Origin of the sequence: Gordonia sp. (in: high G+C Gram-positive bacteria) (genome assembly GCF_047600385.1) — a bacterium.
Classification (GTDB): domain Bacteria; phylum Actinomycetota; class Actinomycetes; order Mycobacteriales; family Mycobacteriaceae; genus Gordonia.
On sequence record NZ_JASGKZ010000001.1, the window covers coordinates 2,154,192 to 2,178,249 of the forward strand.

Genomic DNA, 24,058 nt, shown 5'->3' on the forward strand with positions numbered 1-24,058 from the left:
CCGCTCGCTCGTCCGTCCTCGTCCTCGTCCTCGGCGCGCCGCCCCGGTTCACCGGGGAGTTCGGGCGAGAGGTCGACGGTTCGGAAGAATCTACGTCACGGTGGGGACAGGGAGCGGGCTACACCGAGCTCTTGAGATCGTTCAGCACCAGCCACGCCGCGGCCAGGCCCGACGACCGGTACCAGATCTCGTCGTCGATCCAGAACACCCGGCCCCACGACGGAGCGCCGAGATCGAGCCACTCGTCGCTCTCGAGCACGGACTCGGCGTGCTCGAGGGCCCGGCGGTCCGCGGCGCTGACCAGGATGAGGTCGCCGTCCGCGTCGGCGAAGGTCGCGTCGTCGATGCTCACCGGTCCGGTGCGGCGCTGCGATGCGGGGCGCTGCACGCCGACCAGCCCCATGATCGAGGCGCCGAAGTTGTCGGTCCCCTGCAGGTCCTCGGCGTCGATTCCGGAGACGGTGGTGAACCGGACCAGGGACACCTGGTTGTGGCTCGCATCCATCCGGCGTCCGGCGCGGGCCGCCTCGGCGTCGAACTCCTGGAGTCGTTCGGCGCCGGCCGCGGTCCGGTTCAGGGCCTCGGCGACCTCGGTGAAGACGGTGCGCCAGTTCCGGTAGTACCGGTGTTCCGTCGGGTCGTCCGCCTGCACCGTGACCACCCGGGCCGCGCCGAGTGCGCCGCTGTCGCGCAGGGCCTTCACCGACTTCGCGGTGCCCGGGGTGGCCAGGACCAGCTGCGGGGCGGCCTCGGCGACGGCGGCGCGGTCGGGGAGCTCACCGAGGGCGGGGACGGCGCCGAGCTGGGGACCCAGGTAGGCGGGGACGGCGCCGGCCGCGGCGGTCACCCCGCGGACCTTCGCGCCCGCCCCCAGGGCGCACACCGGCATCGAGCAGCACCGGATCGGTCACCACCACCCGGGTCACGTCGCTCAGCCCGGGGTCGGGCGCGGTGGGAGCCAAGCAGGTTTGGGTGTAATCGCGTTCGGCGTTCACCACGTCGGCCTGCGCCATGCGCGAGGTGACCGTCGAGATGATGCTGCCGGACGGCGTGCGCAGGAGGCCGTCGTCGCTGCCGCAGGCCGTCAGCCCGGCGGCCAGGACCCCGGCGAGGGCGACGGTCGCAAGGGAACGGATCGGAGAGTTCGCGAGCACGCGCCTACGCTAGCAGAACCCCGAGGCCGTTCCGGCGCCGGAGCGTCGGCCCCGGGATGCCGTTCCACCTGGGGATATCGGGGGAGATCGGGGTTTAATACGACAGATCGTAGGACCCGGTCGGTACGCGGCCCGGCTCTGGTTTACGATCAATGGACAGCGCAGGTGCCTTCCGGGCATTGCCAGCGCCGACATTGGTTAGAGTCCAGGCGTCAATCGCGCCCAGGAGGAGGATCTGTGACCGCGGTAGACCAGCCGACGACCGAGGTGACTCCGGTACGTCCGTATCCCGAGCGCTATGCGCCCAAGGGGTCGTTCTTCTACAAGATGATCACCACGACCGATCACAAGCTGATCGGTCAGATGTACATGGTGGCCTCGTTCGGCTTCTTCCTGGTGGGCGGCCTGATGGCCCTCCTCATGCGAGCCGAGTTGACCCACCCGGGACTGCAGTTCCTCTCGAACGAGCAGTTCAACCAGCTTTTCACCATGCACGGCACCGTCATGCTGCTGATGTACGCGACCCCGATCGTGGTCGGCTTCGCGAACTTCGTGCTGCCGCTGCAGATCGGTTCGCCCGACGTCGCGTTCCCGCGCCTGAACTCGATGGGCTTCTGGCTCTTCCTCTTCGGCAACCTCGTGGCCCTGGGCGGCTTCCTCAGCCCGGGCGGCGCCGCCGACTTCGGCTGGACCGCGTACAGCCCGCTGAACGACGCCATCCACGCGCCGGGCATCGGCGCCGACCTGTGGATCATGGGTCTGGGCGTCGCCGGTCTGGGCACCATCCTCGGTGCGGTCAACATGATCACCACCGTCGTGTGTCTGCGTGCCCCGGGCATGACCATGTTCCGCATGCCGATCTTCACCTGGAACATCCTGGTGACCAGCGTCCTGATCCTGCTGATCTTCCCGCTGCTGACCGCCGCCCTGCTGGGCCTGGAGGTCGACCGCCAGTTCGGCGCGCACCTGTACGACCCCGCCAACGGCGGCGTCATCCTGTGGCAGCATCTCTTCTGGTTCTTCGGTCACCCTGAGGTGTACGTCATCGCCCTGCCGTTCTTCGGCATCGTCTCCGAGGTCTTCCCGATCTTCTCGCGCAAGCCGATCTTCGGTTACTCGGGCCTGGTCTACGCCACCCTGGCGATCGCCGCCCTCTCGGTGGCCGTCTGGGCGCACCACATGTACGTCACCGGCGCCATCCTGCTGCCGTTCTTCTCGTTCATGACGTTCCTGATCGCGGTGCCCACCGGCGTGAAGTTCTTCAACTGGATCCTCACGATGTGGAAGGGGCGGATCACCTTCGAGACGCCGATGCTGTTCTCCATCGGCTTCATCGTGACCTTCCTCTTCGGCGGTCTGACCGGCGTCCTGCTGGCCGCCCCGCCGATGGACTTCCACGTGTCCGACTCGTACTTCGTCGTCGCCCACTTCCACTACGTGCTCTTCGGCACCATCGTGTTCGCGACCTACGCCGGCATTACCTGTGGTTCCCGAAGATGACCGGGCGCATGCTCGACGAGGGCCTGGGCAAGTGGCACTTCTGGCTCACCTTCACCGGCTTCCACATGACCTTCCTGGTGCAGCACTGGCTGGGCAACGAGGGCATGCCGCGCCGCTACGCCGACTACCTGCCCAGCGACGGTTTCACCACGCTGAACATGGTCTCGACCGTCGGTGCGTTCATCCTCGGCCTGTCGATGTTCCCGTTCCTGTGGAACGTCTTCAAGAGCTACCGTTACGGCGAGGTCGTCACGGTCGATGACCCCTGGGGCTTCGGCAACTCGCTCGAGTGGGCCACCAGCTGCCCGCCGCCGCGGCACAACTTCACCGAGCTGCCCCGGATCCGTTCGGAGCGTCCGGCGTTCGAGCTGCACTACCCGCACATGGTCGACCGGATGCGCGCCGAGGCCCACGTGGGCTGGGGCAGCGCCAAGCACCAGCCGGGCGCCGATCACTGATCGTCGCACCGGTGGGTCGACCACCTGATCGATCACCAGGCCCGTCCGAGTCCGCTCGGACGGGCCCGGTGCATCTCCGGCCGACCCGATCTGAGACACCGACTGTGACCCGATCCCTGAGCCGGTCCGAGGCGCCAGCCGAGGACCGTGTCGAAGGGTCTCCGGCGAGCAGATCTCCGAGACCCTTCGACACGCGGCCTCGTTCCTCGGCCGCGGCTCAGGGATCGGCGGTGTGACGCGGGGCCTTGTCGAGGTGCGGGGAGACGGATCGGCGGGGTGGCGCGGGGCCTCTTCGGCGTGCGGGGGAGGGATCGGCGGGGAGCGAGGCGGGCCGGATTTTCGGTCTCGGGCGGGGGCCCTTCATAATTCAGGGGTGGCCGATAACGAAGCGAAGCAGTCGATCCTCCTCACCGTGAGCGGGCCGGACAAGCCCGGCGTCACCTCGACGCTGATGGCGATCCTGGCCGAGCGCGGGGTGGACCTGCTGGACGTGGAACAGGTCGTGATCCACGATCACCTGACGCTCGGCGTCCTGGTGTCCACGGAGTCGCCGGTGTCGGAGCTGTCCGCGGCGGTGACCGTCCCGATGGCCGAACGCGGCATGGACGTGGCCTTCGCCGAGGACGACGACGAGGAGACCGGTCAGGCCTCGTCCACCCATGCCGTGGTGATCCTGGGCAGTCCGATCTCCGCGGAGGCCTTCGCCGCGGTGGCCACCGAACTGGCCGCCCAGGGCGGCAACATCGACTCCATCCGCGGTGTCGCCGACTACCCGCTGACCGGTCTGGAACTGATGGTGACGGTGGCGCCGGGCGACGACGCGAACGCGGCCCTGCGCCAGAGCCTGGGCGCGGTGTCGGCCCGCTACCCGGTCGACATCGCGATCGAGCGCGGCGGGCTGTCCCGGCGCGCCAAGCGCGTCATCGTGTTCGACGTCGACTCCACCCTGATCCAGGGCGAGGTGATCGAGATGCTCGCCGCCGAAGCCGGCCGAGAGGCGGAGGTCGCCGCGGTCACCGAGGCCGCCATGCGCGGTGAACTGGACTTCGCGCAGTCGTTGCACGAGCGGGTCCGCGCGCTCGAGGGCCTGGACGCCGAGGTGATCGACCGGGTCGCCCAGAGCATCCAGCTCACGCCGGGCGCGCGCACCACCATCCGCACCCTGAACCGTCTCGGCTACCACTGCGGCGTGGTCTCCGGCGGTTTCCGCCAGGTGATCGATCCGCTGGCCGCCGAACTCGAACTGGACTACGTGCAGGCCAACACGCTGGAGATCGTCGACGGCAGGCTCACCGGCAAGGTGGTGGGCGAGGTGGTCGACCGTGCGGGCAAGGCCCGCTGTCTCGCCGAGTTCGCCGCCAAGATGCACGTGCCGATGGAGCAGACCGTCGCCGTCGGCGACGGCGCCAACGACATCGACATGCTCTCCGCGGCGGGGATGGGCATCGCGTTCAACGCCAAGCCGGCGCTCCGCGAGGTGGCCGATGCCACGCTCGACCACCCCTACCTGGACGCCGTGCTGTACATGCTCGGCGTGACCCGCGACGAGGTGGAGGCCGCCGACGCGGGCGATCTGGGCGTGCAGCGCGTCCCGCTCGGCTGAGGTCAGTTCCGCGCGTCCACCGCCGACGGCGGACGGTCCTGCAGTTCCTTGAGGACCGCCGGGTCCTGCAGATCCATCCACGCGATCACGTCCTGATAGGTGGCGCAGATGGTCTCGGGCTTCACGCACGTCTCGCGCATGAAGTCCGCGGTGGCCGGATTGAAGGCGTTGCCGCTCCACTCGTTGAAGTGGTTGGCGATGACGATCGGGGCGCGGTTGCCGCTGTAGGCGCGCTTGTAGATGTAGTCGTAGCTCCGTTTCACGATGCGTCGGATCCGCGGGGCGTCCCGGGGACGGTCCTTCGCGCCGTTCGCGCTGAACCAGTAGTTGTAGTCCAGCGCCATCTGGCGGCGCCGGAGGGGCGGCGACCAGGTGACGGGCACGTGGAACTCCCAGATCCCGCGTTGCTTGTACGGCCAGCGCACACCCGGATCGGGGGCCGGGAACGACGAGTCCCAGGTCATGTCGTGCTTCCTCAGCGCGGGGAACAGCGTCCGGGGGGAGCCCTCCAGGCACTGGGTGCGGCCGCCCTTGACCACCTCGGGGCCGAACGCCAGGTCGGGGCCGGTGGTGATCCCGGTGTTCTTCCGCCAGTTCGTCATCAGCGAGAAGAACTGGTCGAGTTCGTGGTTCCAGTCGCGGGCGGTCCAGTCCTTGCCCGGATGCTTGGTGCCCGCGCAGAAATGGCCGACGAAATGGGTGCCCATCTCGTGACCGGCGAACCAGGTGCGGTTGAGGTACCGGATCTCTTCGAGGACCTCGGGTCTGGTGCCGCCGAACGCGATCGACGACTCGCCCGGCTTGTAGCGGGGACCGCGGTACTTCTTCCGCGCGGAATCGGTGAGGAAGTAGAGGCCGGTCATGAGCGCGGTGAAACGCGAATCGGTCTCCTCGGCGGTCTTCAGGAACAGATCCCAGTTCGGGCCGACCCCCACGCCGTCGAACGAGAAGAGGATGAACTGCGGTGGCTTCTCACCCGGGGCCAGCTTCCTCATCGGGACGTTCGAGGCCAGTCGCCGGGGTTTCTCCGGTACCGAGGTGGTGGCGGTGCTCGACGGCGCAGGAGTGGTGGCCTGGCCCTCGATCTCCTGGGGACCGCACGTCGCCACGACGAGTGCGATCACCAACGCGATCACCAGTGCCCCCGAATAGAGACCGAATCGCAGCCTCCGGTCATCTGCCGCCATTATTACCTCTGTCCCCTACGGCCGAAATCGACCCCTACAACCGAATTCTCCGGTCAGCTTACCCAGGAACCGGACGGATTCCCGGTGCTCAGCGCCGTGCCGCGGTCGCCCTCGACCGAGACTATCCTCGGTTCCGATGGGACTCGACAGCAATCTCGACCGTTTCGCCCGGTATCGTCCGACATCTCCGGATCCCGACGACCCGGGGCGGGTCCTCGCCATGCCCCTCGTCCTGCGGATCGAGAAGACCGCGCCGCCGGCGAAGGGGCCGCTGCTGGAGGCGGCGGCCCGCGCGACGGTCCTGGCCTGTCTGGATCCGCGGGCGGCACCGGGCGGGGAGTGGGCGGAGGCCTTCGACGCCTGGTGCGCCGGCCGGATCCGGAAGATCGCCCGGCGGGCCCGAGGCGCGCAGTGGCGGGCCGTCGAGGAACTGCCCGGGGTCACCGTGGAGTGCGCGGGGGCGCAGGCGCGGGCGTTCGTGCCGGGACCGGTCGGCGCCGTCGACCGCAGACTCACCCGGCTCCAGATCGGGGGCACCGAGGTGGCGGGGGAGTTGGCCGACGACGAGCCGGGCGGCCTGGTCCTGTGGGTGGCGCCGCAGCCGCCGATGACCGTCGGCAAGCTCGCCGCGCAGGTGTCGCACGCGTCGATGCTCGGGGCGCCGCTGATCCCGTCGGACCGCCTCGAGCCGTGGTACGCGGACGGGTGCCCGCTGTCGGTGCGCCGGGCCGATGCGTCCCGCTGGGCGGCGCTGCTCGCCGAGGAGGCGGCCGGGCGCGCCGTCGCGGTGCGGGACGCCGGTTACACCGAGGTGGCCCCGGGATCGTGCACCGTGATCGCGTCGTTCGGTTGAAGACGACGGGGCGCCGGAGACCGAGTCCACCCCGTCGATCCCTGAGCCGGGAGCGAGGAACGAGCACCCGTGTCGAAGGGTCGCCGCGCGCCCTCCCGCCGCGGATCAGCTCCGGGGCGCGAGGGCCTCGACGGTGCCGAACCACACGTCCCGGTCCGGGGCGAGGGAGGCCAGCATCAGCTCGTCGGCCTGCGCGTGTTCGGCGAAGGCGTTGAGCGCGGTGCGGACCTCGTCGGGCGTGCCCGTCGCGGCGTAGCGCAGCATCTCGTCCACCTGCCGCCCGGCGGGCCCGGCGAGCAGGGCGTCGGCCTGCTCGTCGGACATGGTCAGGTCGCGGGCGAAGAGGAGCTTGGCGCGCTGCCGTCTGGACTCGTGGAGCTGCCGGGCGACGAGCTCGGCGTCGTCGTGCGCGATGACCGTCGTCGCGGCGATCACGTACGGCTCGGTGACGCCGCCGTCGAGCGTCTGCGCGGGCCGGAACTCGCTGCGGTACAGCGCGACGGCCTGTTCCAGTGCGGCGGGCGCGAAATGCGAGGCGAAGGCGTAGGGGAGGCCGAGGTAGGCCGCGAGCTGCGCGCCGAAGAGCGACGACCCGAGGATGTACAGCGGGACGTCGGTGCCCGCGCCGGGGGTCGCGACGACCCCGGACTGCTGGGGCGTGCCCCGCAGGTACCCCTGCAGTTCCACGACGTCGTGCGGGAACTTCTCGGCGTCGGCCGGGTCGCGGCGCAGCGCGGCGAAGGTGGCCCGGTCGCCGCCCGGGGCGCGGCCGAGACCGAGATCGATCCGATCCGGGTACAGCTCGGCGAGCGTGCCGTACTGTTCGGCGATCGCCAGCGGCGAATGATTGGGCAGCATCACCCCGCCCGCGCCGAGCCGGATGCGCCGGGTGGCGGCGCCCATCCGGGCCACCAGCACCGCGGGCGCGGCGGAGGCGATCGCCGACATGTTGTGGTGTTCGGCGTACCAGAGCCTGCGATATCCGCCGGTCGCGGCGGCACCGGGCCCCGAACCGCCGGACCCCGAATCGTCGGACCGGGCCGCGGCGACGGTGCCGTCGGCGAACTCGGCCAGCGCGAGGGAGTGCGCGAGGGCTTCGCGGACGGTCTCGCCGGGGCCCACCTGGGCGAGGTCGAGAAGCGATACCGGAACGTTGATCTGACTCACGAACGGATTCAAGTCCGCCGCACCGGTGCGGTATTCCCGACGGCCCGGCCCGTGCCGTGCATCATGGGGGAGTGACTGACGCGCTGACCGATCCCGATCTGATCCTCGACTTCCACGACGTCTCCCTGTATCGCGGGGGCACGAAGCTCGTCGGCCCGGTCACCTGGCAGGTGGAGCTCGACGAGCGCTGGGTGATCATCGGACCGAACGGCGCGGGCAAGACGTCGCTCCTGCGGATGGCGGCGGCGATGGAGCACCCGACCTCGGGCACCGCCTTCGTGCTCGGCGAGCAGCTCGGGCGCACCGACCTCCGGGATCTGACGACGCGGATCGGTCTGGTCAGTTCGGCGCTCGCGGCCCGGGTCCCGGCGCACGAGGTGGTGTCCGACCTCGTCGTCTCCGCCGGTTACTCGGTGCTCGGGCGCTGGCGCGAACGGTACGACGACTTCGATCGCGACCGGGCCGCGAACGTCCTGGAGTCGATGGGCGCCGAGCACCTGATGGACCGGACGTTCGGCACGCTGTCGGAGGGCGAGCGCAAGCGGGTGCTGATCGCGCGCGGCCTGATGACCGATCCGGAGCTGCTGCTGCTCGACGAGCCGGCCGCCGGCCTGGATCTGGGCGGGCGCGAGGAGCTGGTGGCCCGGCTGGGGGCCCTGGCCGCCGATCCGGACGCCCCGGCGATGGTGCTCATCACCCACCACGTGGAGGAGGTCCCGCCGGGCTTCACCAACCTGCTGATGCTCTCCGAGGGCGAGGTGATCACCCAGGGGCCGCTCACCGAGAAGCTGACCCCGGAGAACCTCACCCGGGCGTTCCGGCAGAACATCGCGCTGGCCCGCGACGGCGACCGCTACTTCGCCCGGCGGGCCCGGCGCGCGGGCGGGCATCGCCGCGCACCGGAGTAACCCCGGTTACAGTCGGCATCGAACAAGTTCGACGTCGCACGCCGCCCCAGCGGCGCACCAGCAGGAGGAGCCACCGATGACCACGCCCGACACCCCGATGCAGGTCTCCCCGCTCCGCGATGCGTCGACGGTGGTCCTGATCCGCGACGGCGACGGCGGGCTCGAGGTGTTCCTCCAGCACCGGGTGAAGCAGATGGCGTTCGCCGGCGGGATGACGGTCTTCCCCGGCGGCGGCGTCGACGACCGCGACCGGGACGCGGAGATCCGGTGGATCGGACCCGATGCGGCCTGGTGGGGCGAGCGGCTGTCCACCGACGTCGAGACCGCCCGCGCCCTGGTCGCCGCCGCGGTCCGCGAGACCTTCGAGGAGTGCGGCGTGCTGCTCGCCGGCGATGCGGGCGCGGTGGTGCCCGACCCCTCGGTCTACGCGGCGCAGCGGGAACGGCTGGTGGCCAAGGAGCTCTCGTTCGCCCGGTTCCTGAGCGAGGTCGGCCTCGCCCTGCGCGCCGACCTGCTGGCCCCGATGGCGCACTGGATCACCCCGAGGTTCGAGCCGCGCCGCTACGACACGCGGTTCTTCCTCGCCGCCCTCCCGGCGGGGCAGACCGCCGACGGGGCGACGACGGAGGCCGCCGAGACCGGCTGGCAGACCGCCGCGGAGGCGCTGGACGACTGGGAGACCGGCCGTCGTTTCCTGCTGCCGCCGACCTGGACCCAGCTCCGCGACCTCGCCCGGTTCGACACCGTCGCCGAGGCGGTGGCCGCCCCGCGGACCGTCGTGCCGATCGAGCCGTCGGTGGCCGACGGTCGGGGCATCCTGGGGATCGGGTTCGACGGCGCCGAGAGCTATCTGGCGGCGTTGCGCGACGGCCGGCTCGATCGCCTCGAGGAGCGGTGACGGTCGACGTCGGACGGAGGCGTCCTACTCGCGGGTACCCTCCGGGCGCCCGCGGTTGGGCTGCGGCGGCCTGCACCCGGTAGCCTGCCGGTATGGCTGAGTTCGTGACTCTCGAGACCTCGCAGGACCATCCCGGCGTCGGCACCATCATGCTGCACCGGCCGCCGATGAACGCGCTGAACCGTCAGGTGCAGGACGAACTCCTCGCCGCGGCGGCGGAGGCGAACGACCGCGACGACATCGCGGCCGTCGTCGTGTACGGCGGACCGAAGGTGTTCGCGGCCGGCGCCGACATCAAAGAGATGAACGACATGTCGTTCCAGGAGATGGTCAAGGTCGGTCGCCGACTGCAGCGCGGGCTCGGCGCGATCTCCGAGATCAGCAAGCCGACGGTCGCCGCGATCACCGGTTACGCGCTGGGCGGCGGCCTGGAGGTGGCGCTGGGCGCCGACCGTCGTATCGCCGGCGACAACGCCAAGCTCGGCGTCCCCGAGGTGACCCTCGGCGTGATCCCCGGCGGCGGCGGCACGCAGCGGCTGGCCCGCCTGGTCGGCCCGGCCCGCGCCAAGGACATGATCTTCACCGGCCGCTTCGTCGACGCCGAGGAGGCCCTGAAGATCGGTCTGGTCGACGAGGTCGTGGCCCCGGACGAGGTGTACGCCGCCGCACTGAAGTGGGCGGGCCGTTTCCACGGCGCCGCGTCGGTGGCGATCGCCGCCGCCAAGGCCGCCGTCGACCAGGGTCTGGACACCGACCTGGAGACCGGGCTGAAGCTCGAGGCGCACCTGTTCGCGTCGCTCTTCGCCACCGACGACCGTGCGACCGGCATGGCGTCGTTCATCGAGAACGGCCCCGGCAAGGCCGAGTTCACCGGAAAGTAGGCCTGACGATGACCTCCCTCGACGACTCCCAGCAGTCCGCGGCCGCACCGGCCGACGAGACCCCCGTCGATCCCGCCCCGAACCCGCACGCCACCGCCGAACAGGTGGCGGCCGCGTACAAGGACACCAAGCTCGCCCAGGTGCTCTACCACGACTGGGAGGCGGAGACCTACGACGAGAAGTGGTCGATCTCCTTCGACCAGCGCATCGTCGACTTCGCCAAGGAGCGTTTCGACAAGATCGTCCCGAACGCCGACCTGCCCTACGGGCGCGCGATGGAGCTGGGCTGCGGCACCGGCTTCTTCCTGCTCAACCTGATGCAGGCGGGCGTGGCGAAGAAGGGCTCGGTCACCGACCTGTCGCCGGGCATGGTGAAGGTCGCGTTGCGCAACGCGGAGAACCTGGGTCTGGACGTCGACGGCCGCGTCGCCGACGCCGAGAAGATCCCGTACGAGGACGACACCTTCGACCTGGTGGTCGGCCACGCCGTCCTGCACCACATCCCGGACGTGGAGCAGTCGCTGCGCGAGGTGCTCCGCGTCCTCAAGCCGGGCGGCCGGTTCGTGTTCGCCGGCGAGCCGTCGACCATCGGCGACTTCTACGCGCGCCGCGTGAGCCAGGCGACCTGGTGGGCCACCACCAACGTCACCCGGTTCGGCCCGCTCAAGGCGTGGCGGCGCCCGCAGGAGGAGCTCGACGAGTCCTCGCGCGCCGCGGCCCTGGAAGCCGTCGTCGACATCCACACCTTCTCGCCCGCCGACCTGGAGCGACTGGCGACCTCCGCCGGCGCCGTCGACGTCGAGACCGCCAGCGAGGAACTGGCCGCCGCACTGCTCGGCTGGCCGGTCCGCACCTTCGAGGCCGCCGTGCCCAAGGAGAAGCTGGGCTGGGGCTGGGCGGGCTTCGCCTACGGTGGCTACAAGCGGATGACCTGGCTGGACGAGAACATCCTGAAGAAGTTCATGCCGCCGCAGTTCTTCTACAACGTCCTCATCACCGGCGTGAAGCCGGGCTCGGACGGGGCCGGGGCGGACTCGGCGTCGGAGGACTAGGCCCGGTCACCGTGTCCTACGACCTCACGCTGGACGACGTCGCCTTCCTGCGCTCGCGTTACGGCGCCAAGGCGCTGGAGACGGCGTCGGAACTGGAGTTGACCCCGTCGTCGCTGCTCGGGGATCTGGGAGTGCTGCGCACCCGGTACCCCGAGTACGCCGCCGCGCTCGCCGAGACGGTGCGGGCGCGGCGGCGGGCGGCGGGCAGGCTCCGTCACGCCGACGACCTGCTGGCCGACGAGACGGCCGTGCAGCAGGCCACCGCGGCACCGGTCGCCGCCCTGCGCGCCGCCGACATCGTCGGCAGACATCCCGGCGCCGTCGTGCACGACGTCACCTGCTCCATCGGCGGTGAACTGCTCGCGCTGGCGGCCGAACCCGGGGTCTCCGGGGTGCTCGGCTCCGACGTCGATCCGGTGCGCCTGGCGATGGCCCGGCACAACCTGGAGATCGGGGTCGGCGGCAGGCGGCCGCCGCTTCTGCTGCGCGCGGATGCGCTCACCCCGACGTCGACCGCGGACGTGATCATCGCCGATCCCGGACGTCGCAGCGGCGGCCGCCGGGTGTTCGGCATCGACCGGCTCGATCCGCCGCTGCTCGAACTGCTGGCCGTGTACGCGGGCCGCGCGATGGTGGTCAAGTGCGCTCCGGGGATCGACTACCGGAACCTGCGGACCCGTTTCGGCTTCGAGGGACAGGTGCAGATCGTCTCGCTCGACGGCGGCGTCCGCGAAGCCTGCCTGTGGACCGAGTGCCAGGGGACCCCGGAGAACCGGGCGAGCGTGCTGCGCACCATGCCGGACGGTCGTACCCGGCTCTACGAGGTGACCTCCGACGACCCCGACGAGCTCGACGATCCCGGTGTCGGGGAGTGGATCGTCGACCCGGACGGCGCCGTCGTGCGCGCCGGTCTGGTGCGCCAGTACGCGCACCGGCACGGGCTGCGGCAGCTCGACCCGCAGATCGCCTACCTCACCGGTGACGCCGTGCCCGCGGGGGAGCGGGGTTTCCGGGTGATCGAGCGGCTGCCCGTGCACGAGAAGACGCTGCGCGGCGCGCTCGCGGCCCGCGGCTGCGGCAGCCTGGAGATCCTGGTGCGCGGGGTCGAGGTGGAGCCCGACCGGCTCCGCAAGCGGCTCAAGCTCAAGGGCGACACGCCGTACGCGCTGATCGTCACCCGGATCGGACGCTCGGGTGTCGCGTTCCTGTGCGAACCGGGCGTGCGGGCCTGAGCGTCGTCCGTGGACGGCGACGTGGCATGTCGAGACGAGGGTGCCGGGCATCCTCGGCTCGACCAGGCACCCTCGGTCGAGGGTGCCGGACGGCGGCGGAGGGTGCCGGGCACCCCTGCCTCGGTCCCTCATCTCAGGCCATGACGCCGGCACGACGCAGCCAGTCGATCAGCATCGGGATCATTCTTCCTCGCCCGAGCATGGACCAGGTCCACCGCACGACGTGGATGCCGGCCCGACGGAAGCGGTCCTCCCGTTCCTTCTCCCGGACCAGCGCGTCGCGGGGATCCTCGTCCGGATTCAGCGTCCCCTGATACTTCACCAGGCCGTCGAACTCACCGACCACGCGGCCGGACCAGTCGAAGTCGGGGTACTGGACGTGCCCTTCGAGGACGTGCTTCCGCTGGAGAACCGGGAGCGGAAGGTCGGCGTCGAGCATCTGCGCGCGGCTCCACGACTCGCCGGGCGATTCCGACCGGCCGTCGCCGTGCGCGATCGCACGTCTGACGATCCGGTGGCCTTCGGGACGTCGTCCGGCGAGTGCCGCGGTCAGCCCGTCGCGTGTCACACCGCGGCGGATCGCCGCGTCGATCACGGTGAGCGCCTGTGCGAAGTCCCCGGCGGCGGCCACGTCGACGGCGGTCCGTCTCAGACTGGTCACGTGGATTCCGTCGACGACCACGATGTCGTCGTCGGGCACCGTGCCGGAGTGCCGGAACCGGCCGCCGCGCCGGGCGCTCCCGCCGGGGCCGCCGCGGATCACGTGGATCAGGTCGCGGTCGGGCCGCAGCATCGGCAGTCGATGCACGGCGGCAGCGGACTGGTGGCTCAACGGCGCGGTGCCCACGCGCGTCCTGCGGGCGCCGGCGAGGCAGGTCTGCCGATAGAGCTCGTCCTTCCCCTTCTCGGTGGCGGCGAACGCCGGATCGAGGGGAGGCATGAACACCCCGGAGGCGAGCCGGATCAGTTCTCCGTGTTTCACCGCGGAGGTGAGCCGGTCGTCGGAGACTCCGACCTTCCGGGCGGCGGTGCGGTGCAGGAGTCCGTGGCGGTCGAGGGGGACGTCGGTGATCTGAATCGTCATGTCTCGACGAAACGGCATTCCACTCCGGCTGTCGAGCGTCTGTCCACAGGCTCGTCCGCGGCGAGGCGACTCGTCCACAGATCTCCGTGGCGCCGGTGATTCTCGTCCGGCGGCCGGCGTCGTGGTGTACAGCGGGGAAACGTCGAGCACCGGGGCGTCTGAGACAGGGGTGCCGGGCATCCTCGGCTCGACCCGGCACCCTCGGTCGAGGGTGCCGGACGGAGGCGGAGGGTGCCCGGCACCCCGAACTCGGTTCGGGGGACTCCGGTCCCGGCGGCCGTCAGTTCTCGGCGGGCCGGGCGTTCGCCTCGGCCTGGGCCTTCTTCCGCTCGATGTCGGCCAGCGCGCGCTCCAGTTCGGCGCGCTGCTCGGCGCCCTCCTCCCACGCGGTGAGCCGGTTCTTCACCACGCGCGCCGGGGAGCCGACGGCGATGCCGTAGTCCTCGATCACGCCGCGGGTCACCGCGTGCGCACCGAGCACGCAGCCCCGTCCGACGATGGTGTTGCGCAGCACCGTCACCTTGGTGGCCACCCAGGTGTCCGGGCCGATCCGGACCGGGCCCTTGACGATGCCCTGGTCCTTGATCGGGACGCCGATGTGCTCGGTGACGTGGTCGAAGTCGCAGATGTAGCACCAGTCGGCGATCAGCGTCGAACCGCCGATCTCGATGTCCAGGTAGGCGTTGACGACGTTGTTGCAGCCGAAGACCGTCTTGTCGCCGATACGCAGGCTGCCCTCGTGGCAGCGGATCGAGTTGCCGTCGCCGATGTGCACCCAGCGCCCGATCTCCATGCGCGCCAGTTCCGGCGTCGCGTGGATCTCGACGTCCTTCCCGAGGAACACCATCCCGCGCAGGACGATGTGCGGGTTGGCCAGCCGGAACCGGGCCAGCCGGTAGTAACGGACCAGGTACCAGGGGGTCCAGGCCTTGTTCCGCTTGATCCAGCGCAGCGAGTCCACGGTCAGGAACCGGGCCTGCTCGGGGTCACGACGACGCAGGCCGGCCCGCCAGCGCGAACGGTACGACGCATTCCACATGGTGGTCATGAGGACAAACCCTAATCGACGTCGGGAACCGCGCGGTACGGCACGCGGCCGGGGGAACGGCCCGACACGATAGAGTCTTGCCGGACACGATCGCCGTCGCCGACCGGGGCGCGGCGAGCACAGAAGGGGACCGGAACCAACCGATGCAGCAGACGGGACGCGGCCGCAGGCGCCGCTTTCGGGCGTTCACGACGGTCGCGCTGGCCGCAGCGCTGGCGCTGGGCGTCTCCTCGTGCTCGGACGGCCAGGAGGAGGTCCGGGCGTACGGGGCGCCGGGCTGGCCGACGTACGGCGGTCCGGGCGGCGGCAACGCCAACGCCACGCCCGTGACGGTGCCCGACGGGATCGAACTGGCGTGGCGGCGGCCCACCGGCGGCCCGATCACGGCACCGATCAGCCTGAACCAGTACGGCGACGTCGGCATCACCGCCAAGACCGCGACCGGCTGCAACACCTTCCTGTTCGCGCACACCGGGGGACGGAAGAACTTCTGCAAGCGGATGGTCGAGGGCACGCAGTTCAACGCGATGACCTTCGATCAGCACGGCCAGCCCTATCTGGGCGAGGCCGGGATGCTGCTGTCGTTCAACGGCGGCGGGGCGATCCGCTGGCGGATGCCTCTGATCGGATCGTCTCTCTCGGCCAAGTTCGCGGGACCGGGACGGGTCCTGTCGGTCACCACGCAGGGACAGATCCTGCTGCTCGACGCCCAGCGCGGCGAGTTCGAGGCCCCCGAGGTGCGGCTGCGTCCGAAGGCTCCCGAAGGCGAGCCGACGTTCGGCCTGGGCGACTGCCTCACCGGCGGCCCGCAGTGCGCCGTCACCGCTCCGCCCGCGGTCGACGAGAAACGTGAGCGCTTCTACCTGAACTTCCGGGCCGACGGCGCCGCGGCCTCCAAGCTCACCGCGATGAGCTATGCGGAGAAGGCCGGGGAGCGGGAGATCACCGGGGTGTGGGAGGCGACGCCGCCGGGCGGCATGGCGGGTCCGGCCACGCTGTCGGCGGACGGGGAGACCGTCTACGCCTTCGGCCGGGACGGCAAGCTCTACGCGTACGACGCGGGCGACGGAGAACTCCGTTGGAGCCACGACCTCGGCGGCTTCGGTTTCGCCACCCTCTCGGTCTCCGCGGACGGTCTGTTGATCCCGGCCGGGAGCGTCGGCGCGCCGCTGACCGTCCTCGAGGACGAGGGCACGAAGGTGCGCGTGGTGGCCGAGCGCGACGACCTGCAGACGGTGAGCCTGTCGACGCTCGCCGGCGGCGACACCGCCTGGACCGTCGTCCGCACCGGCCGCGAGCAGAGACTGGTGCTCACCGAGGTGTCCACGGTCGACGGCGCCACCAAACGCTCGTTCGACCTCCCCGATGCCACCGGTTTCGCGACCGGCGTCGCGATCTCCGCCGCGGGCGACGTGGCCGTGGCCACCAACCTCGGCGAGATCTACTACTTCTCCACCGAATCGGAGGAGTGACCTCCGGCCCGTCGGCGGGCTTCGACACGATCTGCGCCCAGCGGCTCGATCGGCTCGGCAGGCGGGTGGTCTCCCTCCGCTCCCCGCGCCGGTCCGAGGGATCTCAGGGTCTCGACTCCGCTCGACCAGCGAGATGGCGCCTTCGCTCGATCGGTGAAGTGGCGTCTCTTCGACCGCCGAAGGGGTGCCTCTCCTCGCCGGTCGAGCGGAGTCGAGACCGCGCCGCCCGCTCAGGAGGGGATCGGCGGTGCGCCCTCGCTGGGCTGGACGACGACGAAGCCGGGTCCGTGGAAGCCGAGCTGGAACGACTCGCCCGAGCCGCGGCCGATGAGTGCACCGATCTTGAGGTCGTTCTTGAGGGTGGGCGTCAGGTTGGCGGACCAGCACACGGCGGCCTGCGGGTCGACGAAGGTGGGCTGGCGCGAGCAGTCCAGGATCAGCGGCGGGCCGTCGCTGGTGACGCCGATGACGCCCTGGCCGCCGAGGGTCAGGTTGAACAGGCCGCCGGCCATGATGCCCGCGTTGCCGATCGAGGTGATCTTCCAGTCGAGGGTGTCGTCGAACGCGAGAAGGCTCGACGTGTTGACGATGATCGACTCCTGCGGGCCCTCGAGCTGGATGGTGAAGACGTGTTCGGCGCGGCGGGCGAAGAACACCTCGCCCTGGCCGCGTACGCGCATCAGCTGGCCGCCCTCGTTGGTCACGGCCCGCTTGAGAAAGTTGCCGACCGAGCCCGCGCCCTCGTGTTTGAACTCGAACTGCCCCTGATAGGCGACCATCGCCCCCTTGGCGGCGAGTGCGTCCGGCCCGAATCCGACGCGCAGCATGCGATCGTTCTGGACCACCCAGCGCTGGTCGAGTTCCTTCTCCTGGTTGCTCTGGTCGAACAGGGTGCTGCGCATCGATGTTCCTCCGCAGGTCGTGGACACGGCCGGGATGCCGTGTCTTCCAGGCTACCGACCGGGGCGTCTCACACGCCGGGATCGCGGTCGGGGAGCGGGCGTTCGGGGATCACCGGCCGCGCCAGCGGTCGAGGGGTGCGGCGCGTGGCCGAACCGTAGACGGCGGCGGTGCGGTCGGCGATCACCGGCCAGGTGAACTCCTCGGTGAGGACGGCGCGGGCGCGTCGGGCACGAGCGGCCGCGGCGGCGGGGTCGTCGAGCGTGGTCCGCACGGCGGCGGTGAGCGCGGCGACGTCGGCGGGCGGGAACGTGGTCCCGGTCTCGCCGTCGATCACGGCCTCGCCGAGTCCGCCCGCGGTGGAGGTGACCAGCGGGATCCCGGTGGCCGCGGCTTCGAGCGCGATGATGCCGAACGGTTCGTAGCGGCTGGGCAGGACGATCGCCGCACACCGGTGCATCAGTGTCACGAGGCCGTCGTGGTCCTGTCGGCCGGCGAAGCGCACGGCGCCCTTCACCCGGTGTTTCACGGTGAGCCCGGTGAGCCAGTCGAGCTGGGTGCCCTCGCCGGCGACGGTCAGCGTGGTGCCGGGGTGCGACCGCCGGATCGCGGGGAGCGCGGCCAGCAGATCCTGGATCCCCTTCTCGTATTCGAGGCGGCCGGCGAAGAGCAGTTCGGCGGGGCCGGCGTCGACGGGGCGTTCGGCGAACGACCAGGCGGTCAGGTCGATCCCGTTGTGGATCACCGTGACGGGTGCGAGCTCGGAGGAGCCGTCGGCGCCGCCGCCGAAGAGCTCGGTCACCTCGTCGCGCATCGACGACGAACAGGTGATCAGCGCGTCCGCGGAGTTCGCCAGCCACCACTCCACCGAATGCACCTGGCGGTTCACGTGCCCGGAGACCCAGCCGGAGTGACGGCCGGCCTCGGTGGCGTGCAGGGTGGCGACGAGGGGGACGTCGAAGAAGTCCGACAGCGCGATGGCGGGATGGGCCACCAGCCAGTCGTGGGCGTGCACGACGTCGGGTCGCTCGTCGTCGCGGAGGCGGGCGATCGCCGCGCGGATGAACGAATGCCCCATCGACAGGGTCCACGCCATCATGTCGACGCCGAAGTCGAAGTGCGTGGGGTCCTCGGCGGCGGCGATCACCCGCACCCCGTTCACGACGGTGTCGTCGGTGGGGTGGGTCGACGCGTCGGTGCCGGACGGACGGCGGGTCAGCACCGTCACGTCGACGCCGGCCGCGGCCAGCGCCTCGGCGAGGTGGTGGACGTGCCTGCCGAGGCCGCCGACGACCACCGGCGGATACTCCCAGGAGACCATCAGGACCTTCATCGGACGCTCCCGTCTCGGGTCGGCAGGCGTCTCGCGTCGAGGGCCCCGAAGGCGCCGTCGGCCCGGCGCCAGCCCCGGGCCAGGCGCGCGGCCTGCTCGTCGCGGCCGGCGTCGGCGGCGGCGCAGATCTCCCGGGTGGCGTGGGCGTGCTTGTAGGCGCGGTCCTGGGCGTACCCGGCCGCGGTGTCCTTGGACACCATGAACGGCCAGTCCGACTGCACGGTCATCAACGTCTCCCGGAGGATCTGGTCGGCCGTCGTGTCGCGGGCGGCGGCGCCGTCGAGTCTCTTGTCGATCGAGTCGAGCGCGGTCGCGGTCACCTCGGTGTTCAACTGGACCAGGTGGTGCACCTGCGGGCCCTCCCAGACGCGCCAGTCCTTGCCCGAACCCCACGACGAGTCGCCGAGTTCCACCGGTGCGCCGACGAATCCGTCGCGCCGCGCGGTGGCCAGGGTCCCGACGTCGACGCCGGCCTCGGGGAGCCGCCGGAGGAGTCGTTCCAGGAAGACCGGCCCCTCGTGCCACCAGTGGCCGTAGAGCTCGGTGTCGAACGCGGCCACCACCAGGGCGGGTCGTCCGATGCGCTCGGACTCGCCGATCAGCCGGGCCCGGATCGAGTCGACGAAGTCGTCGACGTGCCTGTCGAGCACCGGGTCCACCAGCGACGGGTCGTACGGCTTCTTGGCGTCGCCGGGGACGTTCCTGCCGGTCACCCGGTACGGCTTGAACCCGGTCTCGTGGTCGTAGGTGTGGAAGTCGCGGTAGGCGGCGTGGCCGGGGTAGCCGGCCTTCGGCGACCACACCCGGTAGCTCACCGTCAGGTCCCGGCCGAAGGCGACGACGTCGCCGCCGGCCACCGGGCGGCCGAGCGCGGTGTCGCCGTGCAGCGTCGGACCGTCGACCATGAAGTGCCCGACGCCCGCGGCGGCGTACTCGCGTTCCATCCCGGGCGTGTAGGCGCATTCCGGCGCCCAGATCCCGGTCGGCGTCGATCCCCAGCGCAGGCGCGCGTCGGCCAGTCCCTCGCGGAGGGAGAGACGGCGGAGCCGGTCGTCGAGCAGCGGCTGGAACGGGTGGGCCAGCGGTCCGCCGAGCAGTTCGACGACCCCGGTGGCCAGCAGCGACCGGATCTGCGGGCTGCCGCCGTGCCGCCAGTGGGTCTCGAAATCGGCCAGCGCGGCGGCGGCGGCCCGGAACTCGCGGTGCCCGCTCGCGCGGCGGTCGGCGTCGTCGTCCATCGCCGCCTCCATCGCCCGCAGCTGCCAGGAGGCGAGCCATTCGTGCATCGCGGAGGTGGCGGCGGGGTCGTCGAGCTGGGCGGCCAGGACGGGGGTGATCCCGAGGGACAGCTGATCGGTGAAACCGTCGTCGGCGAGCCGGCGCAGCACGCCGAAGACCGGTTGATAGCAGTGCGCCCACGACTGGTAGAGCCATTCCTCGCCGACCGGCCAGCGGCCGTGGTTGAGGAGCCAGGGGAGATGACTGTGCAGGACCAGCGTGAACCGGCCCGGAACGCGCTCGGACGACGACGCGCGGGACCGTGCTCCGCGGGGCGTGGCGCCGGCGCCACCGGTCACGGCGCGCACCGGGTGACGGCGAGGAGGTCCAGGCTGGCGTCGATGTCGCGGTCGGCGGCGGCGACGATCTCGAAGTCGGCGGCGGTGATCGCGGCGACGTCGGCCACCAGCTCGTCCGGCCACGGCTCTCCGGCCAGGGCGCGCCGGATCTGCGCGTCGATCAGCGAACCGCCCCACTTCTCGTCCAGGGCGCGCAGCCGGGGACCGTGGAAGACGCCGTACATGGTGACGAGCTCGAAACCGTCGTCGGTGAGCAGTTCGGTGAGTTCGGCGGCGTTCAACTCGCGCGTGTGGAACGGATTGAGCGGGGTGTCGCTGCCGGGGGTGAAGGTGATCCGGTTCGGCGTGCTCATCAGCAGCTCGCCGGACGCCCGCAGCACCCGGCGGCATTCGCGGACGAACGCGGGCTGGTCCCACAGGTGCTCGATCACCTGGAAGTTCACCACGGTGTCGACCGCCGCGGACTCCAGCGGCAGATCGATCAGGTTGCCGCGGTGGATCGTCACCTCGGGGTAGCGGCGGCGGGTGTGCTCGACGGCCTGCTCGTCGTAGTCGACGCAGACCACCGAGCGCGCCCGGCGAGCCAGCAGCGCGGCGCCGTAGCCCTCGCCGGAACCGGCCTCCAGCAGGTCGCGGCCCGCGCAGCGCTCCTCGATGAACTCGTAGGCCACCTCGTGCCTGCGGAACCAGTAGTTCTCCGCGGGGATCCCGGGGACCGTGCGCTCACCGGTCAGCGCCAGCTGCGTCTCCAGATCCAGCGACGGCCCGCCGGCCGACTGCGATTCGCTCATTCTCACGACCCTACTGGTCGGTTCGACGGCGGGGGCGCTCGTCCCCGTCCCGCGCCGACGTGACCAGTGTGAGTAAGGCAACCCTATTGTCTTCGGGGCGCTGTTCGCGGTGACGCCGGTAACGGTTAAAGTGTTCGATGACCCATGGCCCGTACCGGCTGGTACCGGCCGAAACCGATTCAGGAGGTCTCCAAGACCCATGACGAACGTTGTTGTTCTGATCAAGCACGTGCCGGACTACACGGCCGAGTGGCAGCTCTCCGAGGACGACTTCACGCTCGATCGCGGTGCCGTCGACGGCATCATCGACGAGATCAACGAGCGCGCCGTCGAGGAGGCGCTTCAGATCAAGGAGGCCAACGGCGGCGAGGTGACCGTGCTCTGCGCCGGTCCGGCCCAGGCCGCCGATGCCATCCGCAAGGCGCTGTCGATGGGTGCCGACAAGGCGATCCACATCCAGGACGATGCCGTCCACGGCAGCGACGCCAAGCAGACCGCTTACCTGCTGGCCAGCGCGCTGGGCACCGTCGAGGGCGTCGAACTGGTCATCGCCGGCAACGAGTCCTCGGACGGCCGCGCCGGTGCCGTGCCCGCCATGATCGCCGAGTTCCTGGAGCTGCCGCACCTGACCCTGCTGCGCAAGCTCGAGGTCGACGGCGAGACCCTCCGCGGCGAGCGCGAGACCGACGAGGGCATCTTCACCGTCGAGGGCACCCTGCCGGCCATCGTCTCGGTCAACGAGAAGATCAACGAGCCGCGTTTCCCGTCGTTCAAGGGCATCATGGCCGCCAAGAAGAAGACCCCCGAGGTCCTCACCGCCGCCGAGCTCGAGGTGGCGGACGACATGGGTCTGGAGAGCGCGGGCAGCCGCGTCACCGGTGTCACCCCGAAGCCCCCGCGTGCCGCGGGCGAGCGGATCGTCGACGAGGGCGACGGCGGCGTGAAGGTCGTCGAGTACCTGGCCGGCCAGAAGATCATCTGATCGCCCCACCCCGAGACACCAAAGACATTCAGGAGATAAATCATGGCTGAAGTACTCGTGCTCGTCGAGCAGGACGCCGAGGGTGGGCTGAAGAAGGTCACCAACGAACTGATCACCGCCGCCCGCGCGCTGGGCGAGCCGTCCGCCGTCGTGATCGCGGCCCCGGGCAAGGCCGACGGCGTCCTGGGCGCCCTCGCCGAGGCCGGCGCCGAGAAGGTCTACGTCGCCGAGTCGGACGACGTCGCCAACTACCTCGTCACCCCGAAGGTGGACGTCCTGGCCTCGCTGGCCGAGGAGAACGGCGTCGCCGCCGTCCTCATCGCTGCGAACGCCGAGGGCAAGGAGATCGCCGGCCGCGTGTCGGTGCGCACCGGCGGCGGTCTGCTGGTCGACGTCATCGAGGTCGGCGAGGGCGGCACCGCCGTCCAGTCGGTCCGCGGTGGCGCGTTCACCGTCGATGCGGTCGCCGGTGAGGGCGCCGTCATCACCGTCCGTCCGGGCTCGATCGAGGCCGCCCCGGCCGCCGGTGCGGGCACCCGCGTCGACGTCGCCGTGCCGGAGCAGGCCGAGAACGCCGTCAAAGTGACCGGTTTCGCCCCGAACGTGGGTGGCGACCGTCCGGAGCTCACCGAGGCGTCGATCGTCGTCTCCGGCGGCCGCGGCGTCGGCTCGGCCGAGAAGTTCGCCGTCGTCGAGGCGCTGGCCGACTCGCTCGGTGCCGCCGTCGGCGCTTCGCGCGCCGCCGTCGACTCGGGTTACTACCCGGGCCAGTTTCAGGTCGGTCAGACCGGCAAGACCGTGTCGCCGCAGCTGTACATCGCGCTGGGCATCTCCGGCGCCATCCAGCACCGCGCCGGCATGCAGACCTCGAAGACCATCGTGGCCGTCAACAAGGACGAAGAGGCCCCGATCTTCGAGATCACCGACTTCGGTGTGGTCGGCGACCTGTTCGACGTAGCCCCGCAGCTGACCGAGGAGATCAACAAGCGCAAGTGATGCGCTGATCGCTCACCGATCGCCCCGTGACTCGTCGCCGAGTCGCGGGGCGATCGGCATCTGTTCACCGTCTCTGCCGCGACGATTCACCCGCGGGCGACCGGGCCGTCGCTCCGGCCGACTTCCATTCGGGGCATGACGGTAACTCCGATCCATGCCCCGCTCGCTCTCTCCCCGGCCCGTCGGGTCCTGCTGAACGCCGGTGACTACGACGTGGTGGTCAGCACGCACCCCGCCGACGTCCGCGCCGCCCAGCGGCTCCGCTTCGAGGTCTTCCGCTCCGAACCCGGCTACTCCGACGCCATCGGCGACTCCGGCACCGGACTGGACGCCGACCGCTTCGACGACTTCTGCGACCACCTCCTGATCCGCCACCTGCCCACCGGCCGCCTCGCCGGCTGCGCGCGGGTGCTGCCGCCGACCCGGGCCATCGCCGCGGGCGGCTGGTACTCGGCGAGCGAGTTCGACCTCGCCGAGATCGACGCCATCGGCCCGCAGACCGTGGAGATGGGCCGCGCGGTGGTGGACCCCGAGCACCGCAGCGGCGCCGTGACCGGACTGCTGTGGACCGCGGTCCTGGGCTACCTGGAGGACGGCGGCTACCGCTACCTGATGGGCTGCGTGTCGGTCCCCCTCGAATCCGACCTCGGTCGCGGCCGCGAACTGCGCGGGATCCGCGACCTGGCGTTGAGTCGCTACGCCGCCACCTGGACGGTCCGGCCGTACCGCACGGTGGAGGTGGACGGGGCCCCGCTCGACGCCCTGCCACCGGTGGAGAAGGCCGTGCTGCCCGCGCTGCTGCGCGGCTACATCCGGCTGGGCGCACGCGTCTGCGGCGAGCCGGCCTTCGACCGGATCTTCGACGTCGGCGACTTCCTGACCGTCCTGGACCGCGAACAGGGCGACGCGCGCTACCTGGCCCGCCTGCGCGGGGCCCTCGCCCGGCTGGCCCCGGCCGACGAGACGGCCCGTCCGCGGTGAA

General features: G+C 71.0%; 21 protein-coding genes and 1 pseudogene. 12 read left to right on the forward strand and 10 right to left on the reverse strand.

All coding sequences use genetic code 11. From position 1 onward, the window contains the following. Nucleotides 1-118: 118 nt before the first annotated feature. Both QM809_RS09525 and QM809_RS09530 read right to left on the reverse strand, forming a co-directional pair. On the reverse strand, nucleotides 119-847 hold the full coding sequence (locus tag QM809_RS09525) for an ABC transporter substrate-binding protein (protein WP_415045543.1): 729 nt from the start codon (nucleotides 845-847) through the stop codon (nucleotides 119-121). Further along, nucleotides 777-1,154 (reverse strand): hypothetical protein, encoded by a 378-nt coding sequence (locus tag QM809_RS09530; protein ID WP_415045544.1) that lies wholly within the window; start codon nucleotides 1,152-1,154, stop codon nucleotides 777-779. Before QM809_RS09530 ends, QM809_RS09525 begins: the two co-directional genes overlap by 71 nt. 237 nt (nucleotides 1,155-1,391) lie before the next feature. Between QM809_RS09530 and ctaD the strand changes: the two are divergent. Both ctaD and serB read left to right on the forward strand, forming a co-directional pair. Further along, nucleotides 1,392-3,112: pseudogene (gene ctaD, locus QM809_RS09535) on the forward strand (cytochrome c oxidase subunit I). Nucleotides 3,113-3,485: 373 nt separating this feature from the next. Next, entirely contained in the window at nucleotides 3,486-4,715 is a 1,230-nt protein-coding gene (serB, locus tag QM809_RS09540) for a phosphoserine phosphatase SerB (protein ID WP_415045545.1), read from the forward strand. Between the two features lie 2 nt (nucleotides 4,716-4,717). Here serB and QM809_RS09545 read toward each other — a convergent pair whose 3' ends face one another. Next, nucleotides 4,718-5,902 carry a polysaccharide deacetylase gene (locus tag QM809_RS09545; protein WP_415045546.1) on the reverse strand — a complete coding sequence of 395 codons (1,185 nt, stop codon included), beginning with the start codon at nucleotides 5,900-5,902 and terminating at the stop codon, nucleotides 4,718-4,720. A gap of 136 nt (nucleotides 5,903-6,038) precedes the next feature. On the opposite strand from QM809_RS09545, the gene QM809_RS09550 reads away from it, so the two are divergent. Further along, the gene (locus QM809_RS09550; RefSeq protein WP_415045547.1) at nucleotides 6,039-6,755 is read left to right on the forward strand and encodes a peptidyl-tRNA hydrolase; all 717 of its coding nucleotides are present in this window, start codon (nucleotides 6,039-6,041) and stop codon (nucleotides 6,753-6,755) included. Nucleotides 6,756-6,860: 105 nt separating this feature from the next. Here the strand turns inward: QM809_RS09550 and QM809_RS09555 are convergent, their stop codons facing one another. Further along, nucleotides 6,861-7,922 (reverse strand): LLM class flavin-dependent oxidoreductase, encoded by a 1,062-nt coding sequence (locus QM809_RS09555; protein ID WP_415045548.1) that lies wholly within the window; start codon nucleotides 7,920-7,922, stop codon nucleotides 6,861-6,863. A gap of 71 nt (nucleotides 7,923-7,993) precedes the next feature. On the opposite strand from QM809_RS09555, the gene QM809_RS09560 reads away from it, so the two are divergent. The 5 genes from QM809_RS09560 to QM809_RS09580 all read left to right on the forward strand — a co-directional run bounded on the left by QM809_RS09560 (nucleotide 7,994) and on the right by QM809_RS09580 (nucleotide 12,893). Continuing rightward, on the forward strand, nucleotides 7,994-8,830 hold the full coding sequence (locus tag QM809_RS09560) for an ABC transporter ATP-binding protein (protein WP_415045549.1): 837 nt from the start codon (nucleotides 7,994-7,996) through the stop codon (nucleotides 8,828-8,830). A 76-nt stretch (nucleotides 8,831-8,906) separates the two neighbouring features. Further along, on the forward strand, nucleotides 8,907-9,728 hold the full coding sequence (locus tag QM809_RS09565; RefSeq protein ID WP_415045550.1) for an NUDIX hydrolase: 822 nt from the start codon (nucleotides 8,907-8,909) through the stop codon (nucleotides 9,726-9,728). Between the two features lie 92 nt (nucleotides 9,729-9,820). Beyond that, nucleotides 9,821-10,609 (forward strand): enoyl-CoA hydratase/isomerase family protein, encoded by a 789-nt coding sequence (locus QM809_RS09570; protein ID WP_415045551.1) that lies wholly within the window; start codon nucleotides 9,821-9,823, stop codon nucleotides 10,607-10,609. Nucleotides 10,610-10,617: 8 nt separating this feature from the next. Further along, nucleotides 10,618-11,661 carry a class I SAM-dependent methyltransferase gene (locus tag QM809_RS09575; protein ID WP_415045552.1) on the forward strand — a complete coding sequence of 348 codons (1,044 nt, stop codon included), beginning with the start codon at nucleotides 10,618-10,620 and terminating at the stop codon, nucleotides 11,659-11,661. Between the two features lie 11 nt (nucleotides 11,662-11,672). Continuing rightward, on the forward strand, nucleotides 11,673-12,893 hold the full coding sequence (locus QM809_RS09580) for a THUMP-like domain-containing protein (RefSeq protein WP_415045553.1): 1,221 nt from the start codon (nucleotides 11,673-11,675) through the stop codon (nucleotides 12,891-12,893). A 133-nt stretch (nucleotides 12,894-13,026) separates the two neighbouring features. Here QM809_RS09580 and QM809_RS09585 read toward each other — a convergent pair whose 3' ends face one another. After that, nucleotides 13,027-13,977: a hypothetical protein gene (locus QM809_RS09585; RefSeq protein ID WP_415045554.1), complete on the reverse strand. Its 951-nt coding sequence runs from the start codon at nucleotides 13,975-13,977 to the stop codon at nucleotides 13,027-13,029. A 280-nt stretch (nucleotides 13,978-14,257) separates the two neighbouring features. Beyond that, on the reverse strand, nucleotides 14,258-15,025 hold the full coding sequence (locus tag QM809_RS09590; protein ID WP_415045555.1) for an acyltransferase: 768 nt from the start codon (nucleotides 15,023-15,025) through the stop codon (nucleotides 14,258-14,260). A 143-nt stretch (nucleotides 15,026-15,168) separates the two neighbouring features. Here QM809_RS09590 and QM809_RS09595 point away from each other — a divergent pair, with 143 nt between their 5' ends. Then, nucleotides 15,169-16,497 (forward strand): PQQ-binding-like beta-propeller repeat protein, encoded by a 1,329-nt coding sequence (locus QM809_RS09595; RefSeq protein ID WP_415045556.1) that lies wholly within the window; start codon nucleotides 15,169-15,171, stop codon nucleotides 16,495-16,497. A gap of 230 nt (nucleotides 16,498-16,727) precedes the next feature. Here QM809_RS09595 and QM809_RS09600 read toward each other — a convergent pair whose 3' ends face one another. The 4 genes from QM809_RS09600 to QM809_RS09615 form a co-directional block, all read right to left on the reverse strand. Beyond that, nucleotides 16,728-17,399: an AIM24 family protein gene (locus tag QM809_RS09600; protein WP_415045557.1), complete on the reverse strand. Its 672-nt coding sequence runs from the start codon at nucleotides 17,397-17,399 to the stop codon at nucleotides 16,728-16,730. Nucleotides 17,400-17,467: 68 nt separating this feature from the next. Next, a complete protein-coding gene (locus QM809_RS09605; protein WP_415045558.1) occupies nucleotides 17,468-18,730 on the reverse strand; it encodes a glycosyltransferase family 4 protein in 1,263 nt (420 codons plus the stop codon). After that, nucleotides 18,727-20,226, reverse strand: coding sequence for a 1,4-alpha-glucan branching protein domain-containing protein (locus tag QM809_RS09610; protein ID WP_415047049.1), 1,500 nt, complete (start codon nucleotides 20,224-20,226; stop codon nucleotides 18,727-18,729). The genes QM809_RS09605 and QM809_RS09610 overlap by 4 nt, the downstream gene beginning before the upstream one ends. 77 nt (nucleotides 20,227-20,303) lie before the next feature. After that, a complete protein-coding gene (locus QM809_RS09615; RefSeq protein ID WP_415045559.1) occupies nucleotides 20,304-21,098 on the reverse strand; it encodes a methyltransferase domain-containing protein in 795 nt (264 codons plus the stop codon). Nucleotides 21,099-21,297: 199 nt separating this feature from the next. Between QM809_RS09615 and QM809_RS09620 the strand changes: the two genes are divergently transcribed. The 3 genes from QM809_RS09620 (at nucleotide 21,298) to QM809_RS09630 (ending at nucleotide 24,057) form a co-directional block, all read left to right on the forward strand. After that, entirely contained in the window at nucleotides 21,298-22,080 is a 783-nt protein-coding gene (locus QM809_RS09620) for an electron transfer flavoprotein subunit beta/FixA family protein (protein ID WP_415045560.1), read from the forward strand. 42 nt (nucleotides 22,081-22,122) lie between these two features. Next, nucleotides 22,123-23,076 (forward strand): electron transfer flavoprotein subunit alpha/FixB family protein, encoded by a 954-nt coding sequence (locus QM809_RS09625; RefSeq protein ID WP_415045561.1) that lies wholly within the window; start codon nucleotides 22,123-22,125, stop codon nucleotides 23,074-23,076. Nucleotides 23,077-23,211: 135 nt separating this feature from the next. Further along, nucleotides 23,212-24,057 carry a GNAT family N-acetyltransferase gene (locus QM809_RS09630; RefSeq protein WP_415045562.1) on the forward strand — a complete coding sequence of 282 codons (846 nt, stop codon included), beginning with the start codon at nucleotides 23,212-23,214 and terminating at the stop codon, nucleotides 24,055-24,057. The last annotated feature ends 1 nt before the right edge of the window (nucleotide 24,058 follow it).

Bases quoted from the DNA above. Each gene is read 5' to 3' on its own strand.
- QM809_RS09595 (WP_415045556.1), top strand. From the start codon at position 15,169: ATGCAGCAGACGGGACGCGGCCGCAGGCGCCGCTTTCGGGCGTTCACG.
- QM809_RS09630 (WP_415045562.1), top strand. From the start codon at position 23,212: ATGACGGTAACTCCGATCCATGCCCCGCTCGCTCTCTCCCCGGCCCGT.
- QM809_RS09620 (WP_415045560.1), top strand. From the start codon at position 21,298: ATGACGAACGTTGTTGTTCTGATCAAGCACGTGCCGGACTACACGGCC.
- QM809_RS09570 (WP_415045551.1), top strand. From the start codon at position 9,821: ATGGCTGAGTTCGTGACTCTCGAGACCTCGCAGGACCATCCCGGCGTC.
- QM809_RS09605 (WP_415045558.1), bottom strand. From the start codon at position 18,730: ATGAAGGTCCTGATGGTCTCCTGGGAGTATCCGCCGGTGGTCGTCGGC.
- QM809_RS09545 (WP_415045546.1), bottom strand. From the start codon at position 5,902: ATGGCGGCAGATGACCGGAGGCTGCGATTCGGTCTCTATTCGGGGGCA.
- QM809_RS09590 (WP_415045555.1), bottom strand. From the start codon at position 15,025: ATGACCACCATGTGGAATGCGTCGTACCGTTCGCGCTGGCGGGCCGGC.
- QM809_RS09585 (WP_415045554.1), bottom strand. From the start codon at position 13,977: ATGACGATTCAGATCACCGACGTCCCCCTCGACCGCCACGGACTCCTG.
- QM809_RS09615 (WP_415045559.1), bottom strand. From the start codon at position 21,098: ATGAGCGAATCGCAGTCGGCCGGCGGGCCGTCGCTGGATCTGGAGACG.
- QM809_RS09550 (WP_415045547.1), top strand. From the start codon at position 6,039: ATGGGACTCGACAGCAATCTCGACCGTTTCGCCCGGTATCGTCCGACA.
- QM809_RS09625 (WP_415045561.1), top strand. From the start codon at position 22,123: ATGGCTGAAGTACTCGTGCTCGTCGAGCAGGACGCCGAGGGTGGGCTG.
- QM809_RS09600 (WP_415045557.1), bottom strand. From the start codon at position 17,399: ATGCGCAGCACCCTGTTCGACCAGAGCAACCAGGAGAAGGAACTCGAC.
- QM809_RS09565 (WP_415045550.1), top strand. From the start codon at position 8,907: ATGACCACGCCCGACACCCCGATGCAGGTCTCCCCGCTCCGCGATGCG.
- QM809_RS09575 (WP_415045552.1), top strand. From the start codon at position 10,618: ATGACCTCCCTCGACGACTCCCAGCAGTCCGCGGCCGCACCGGCCGAC.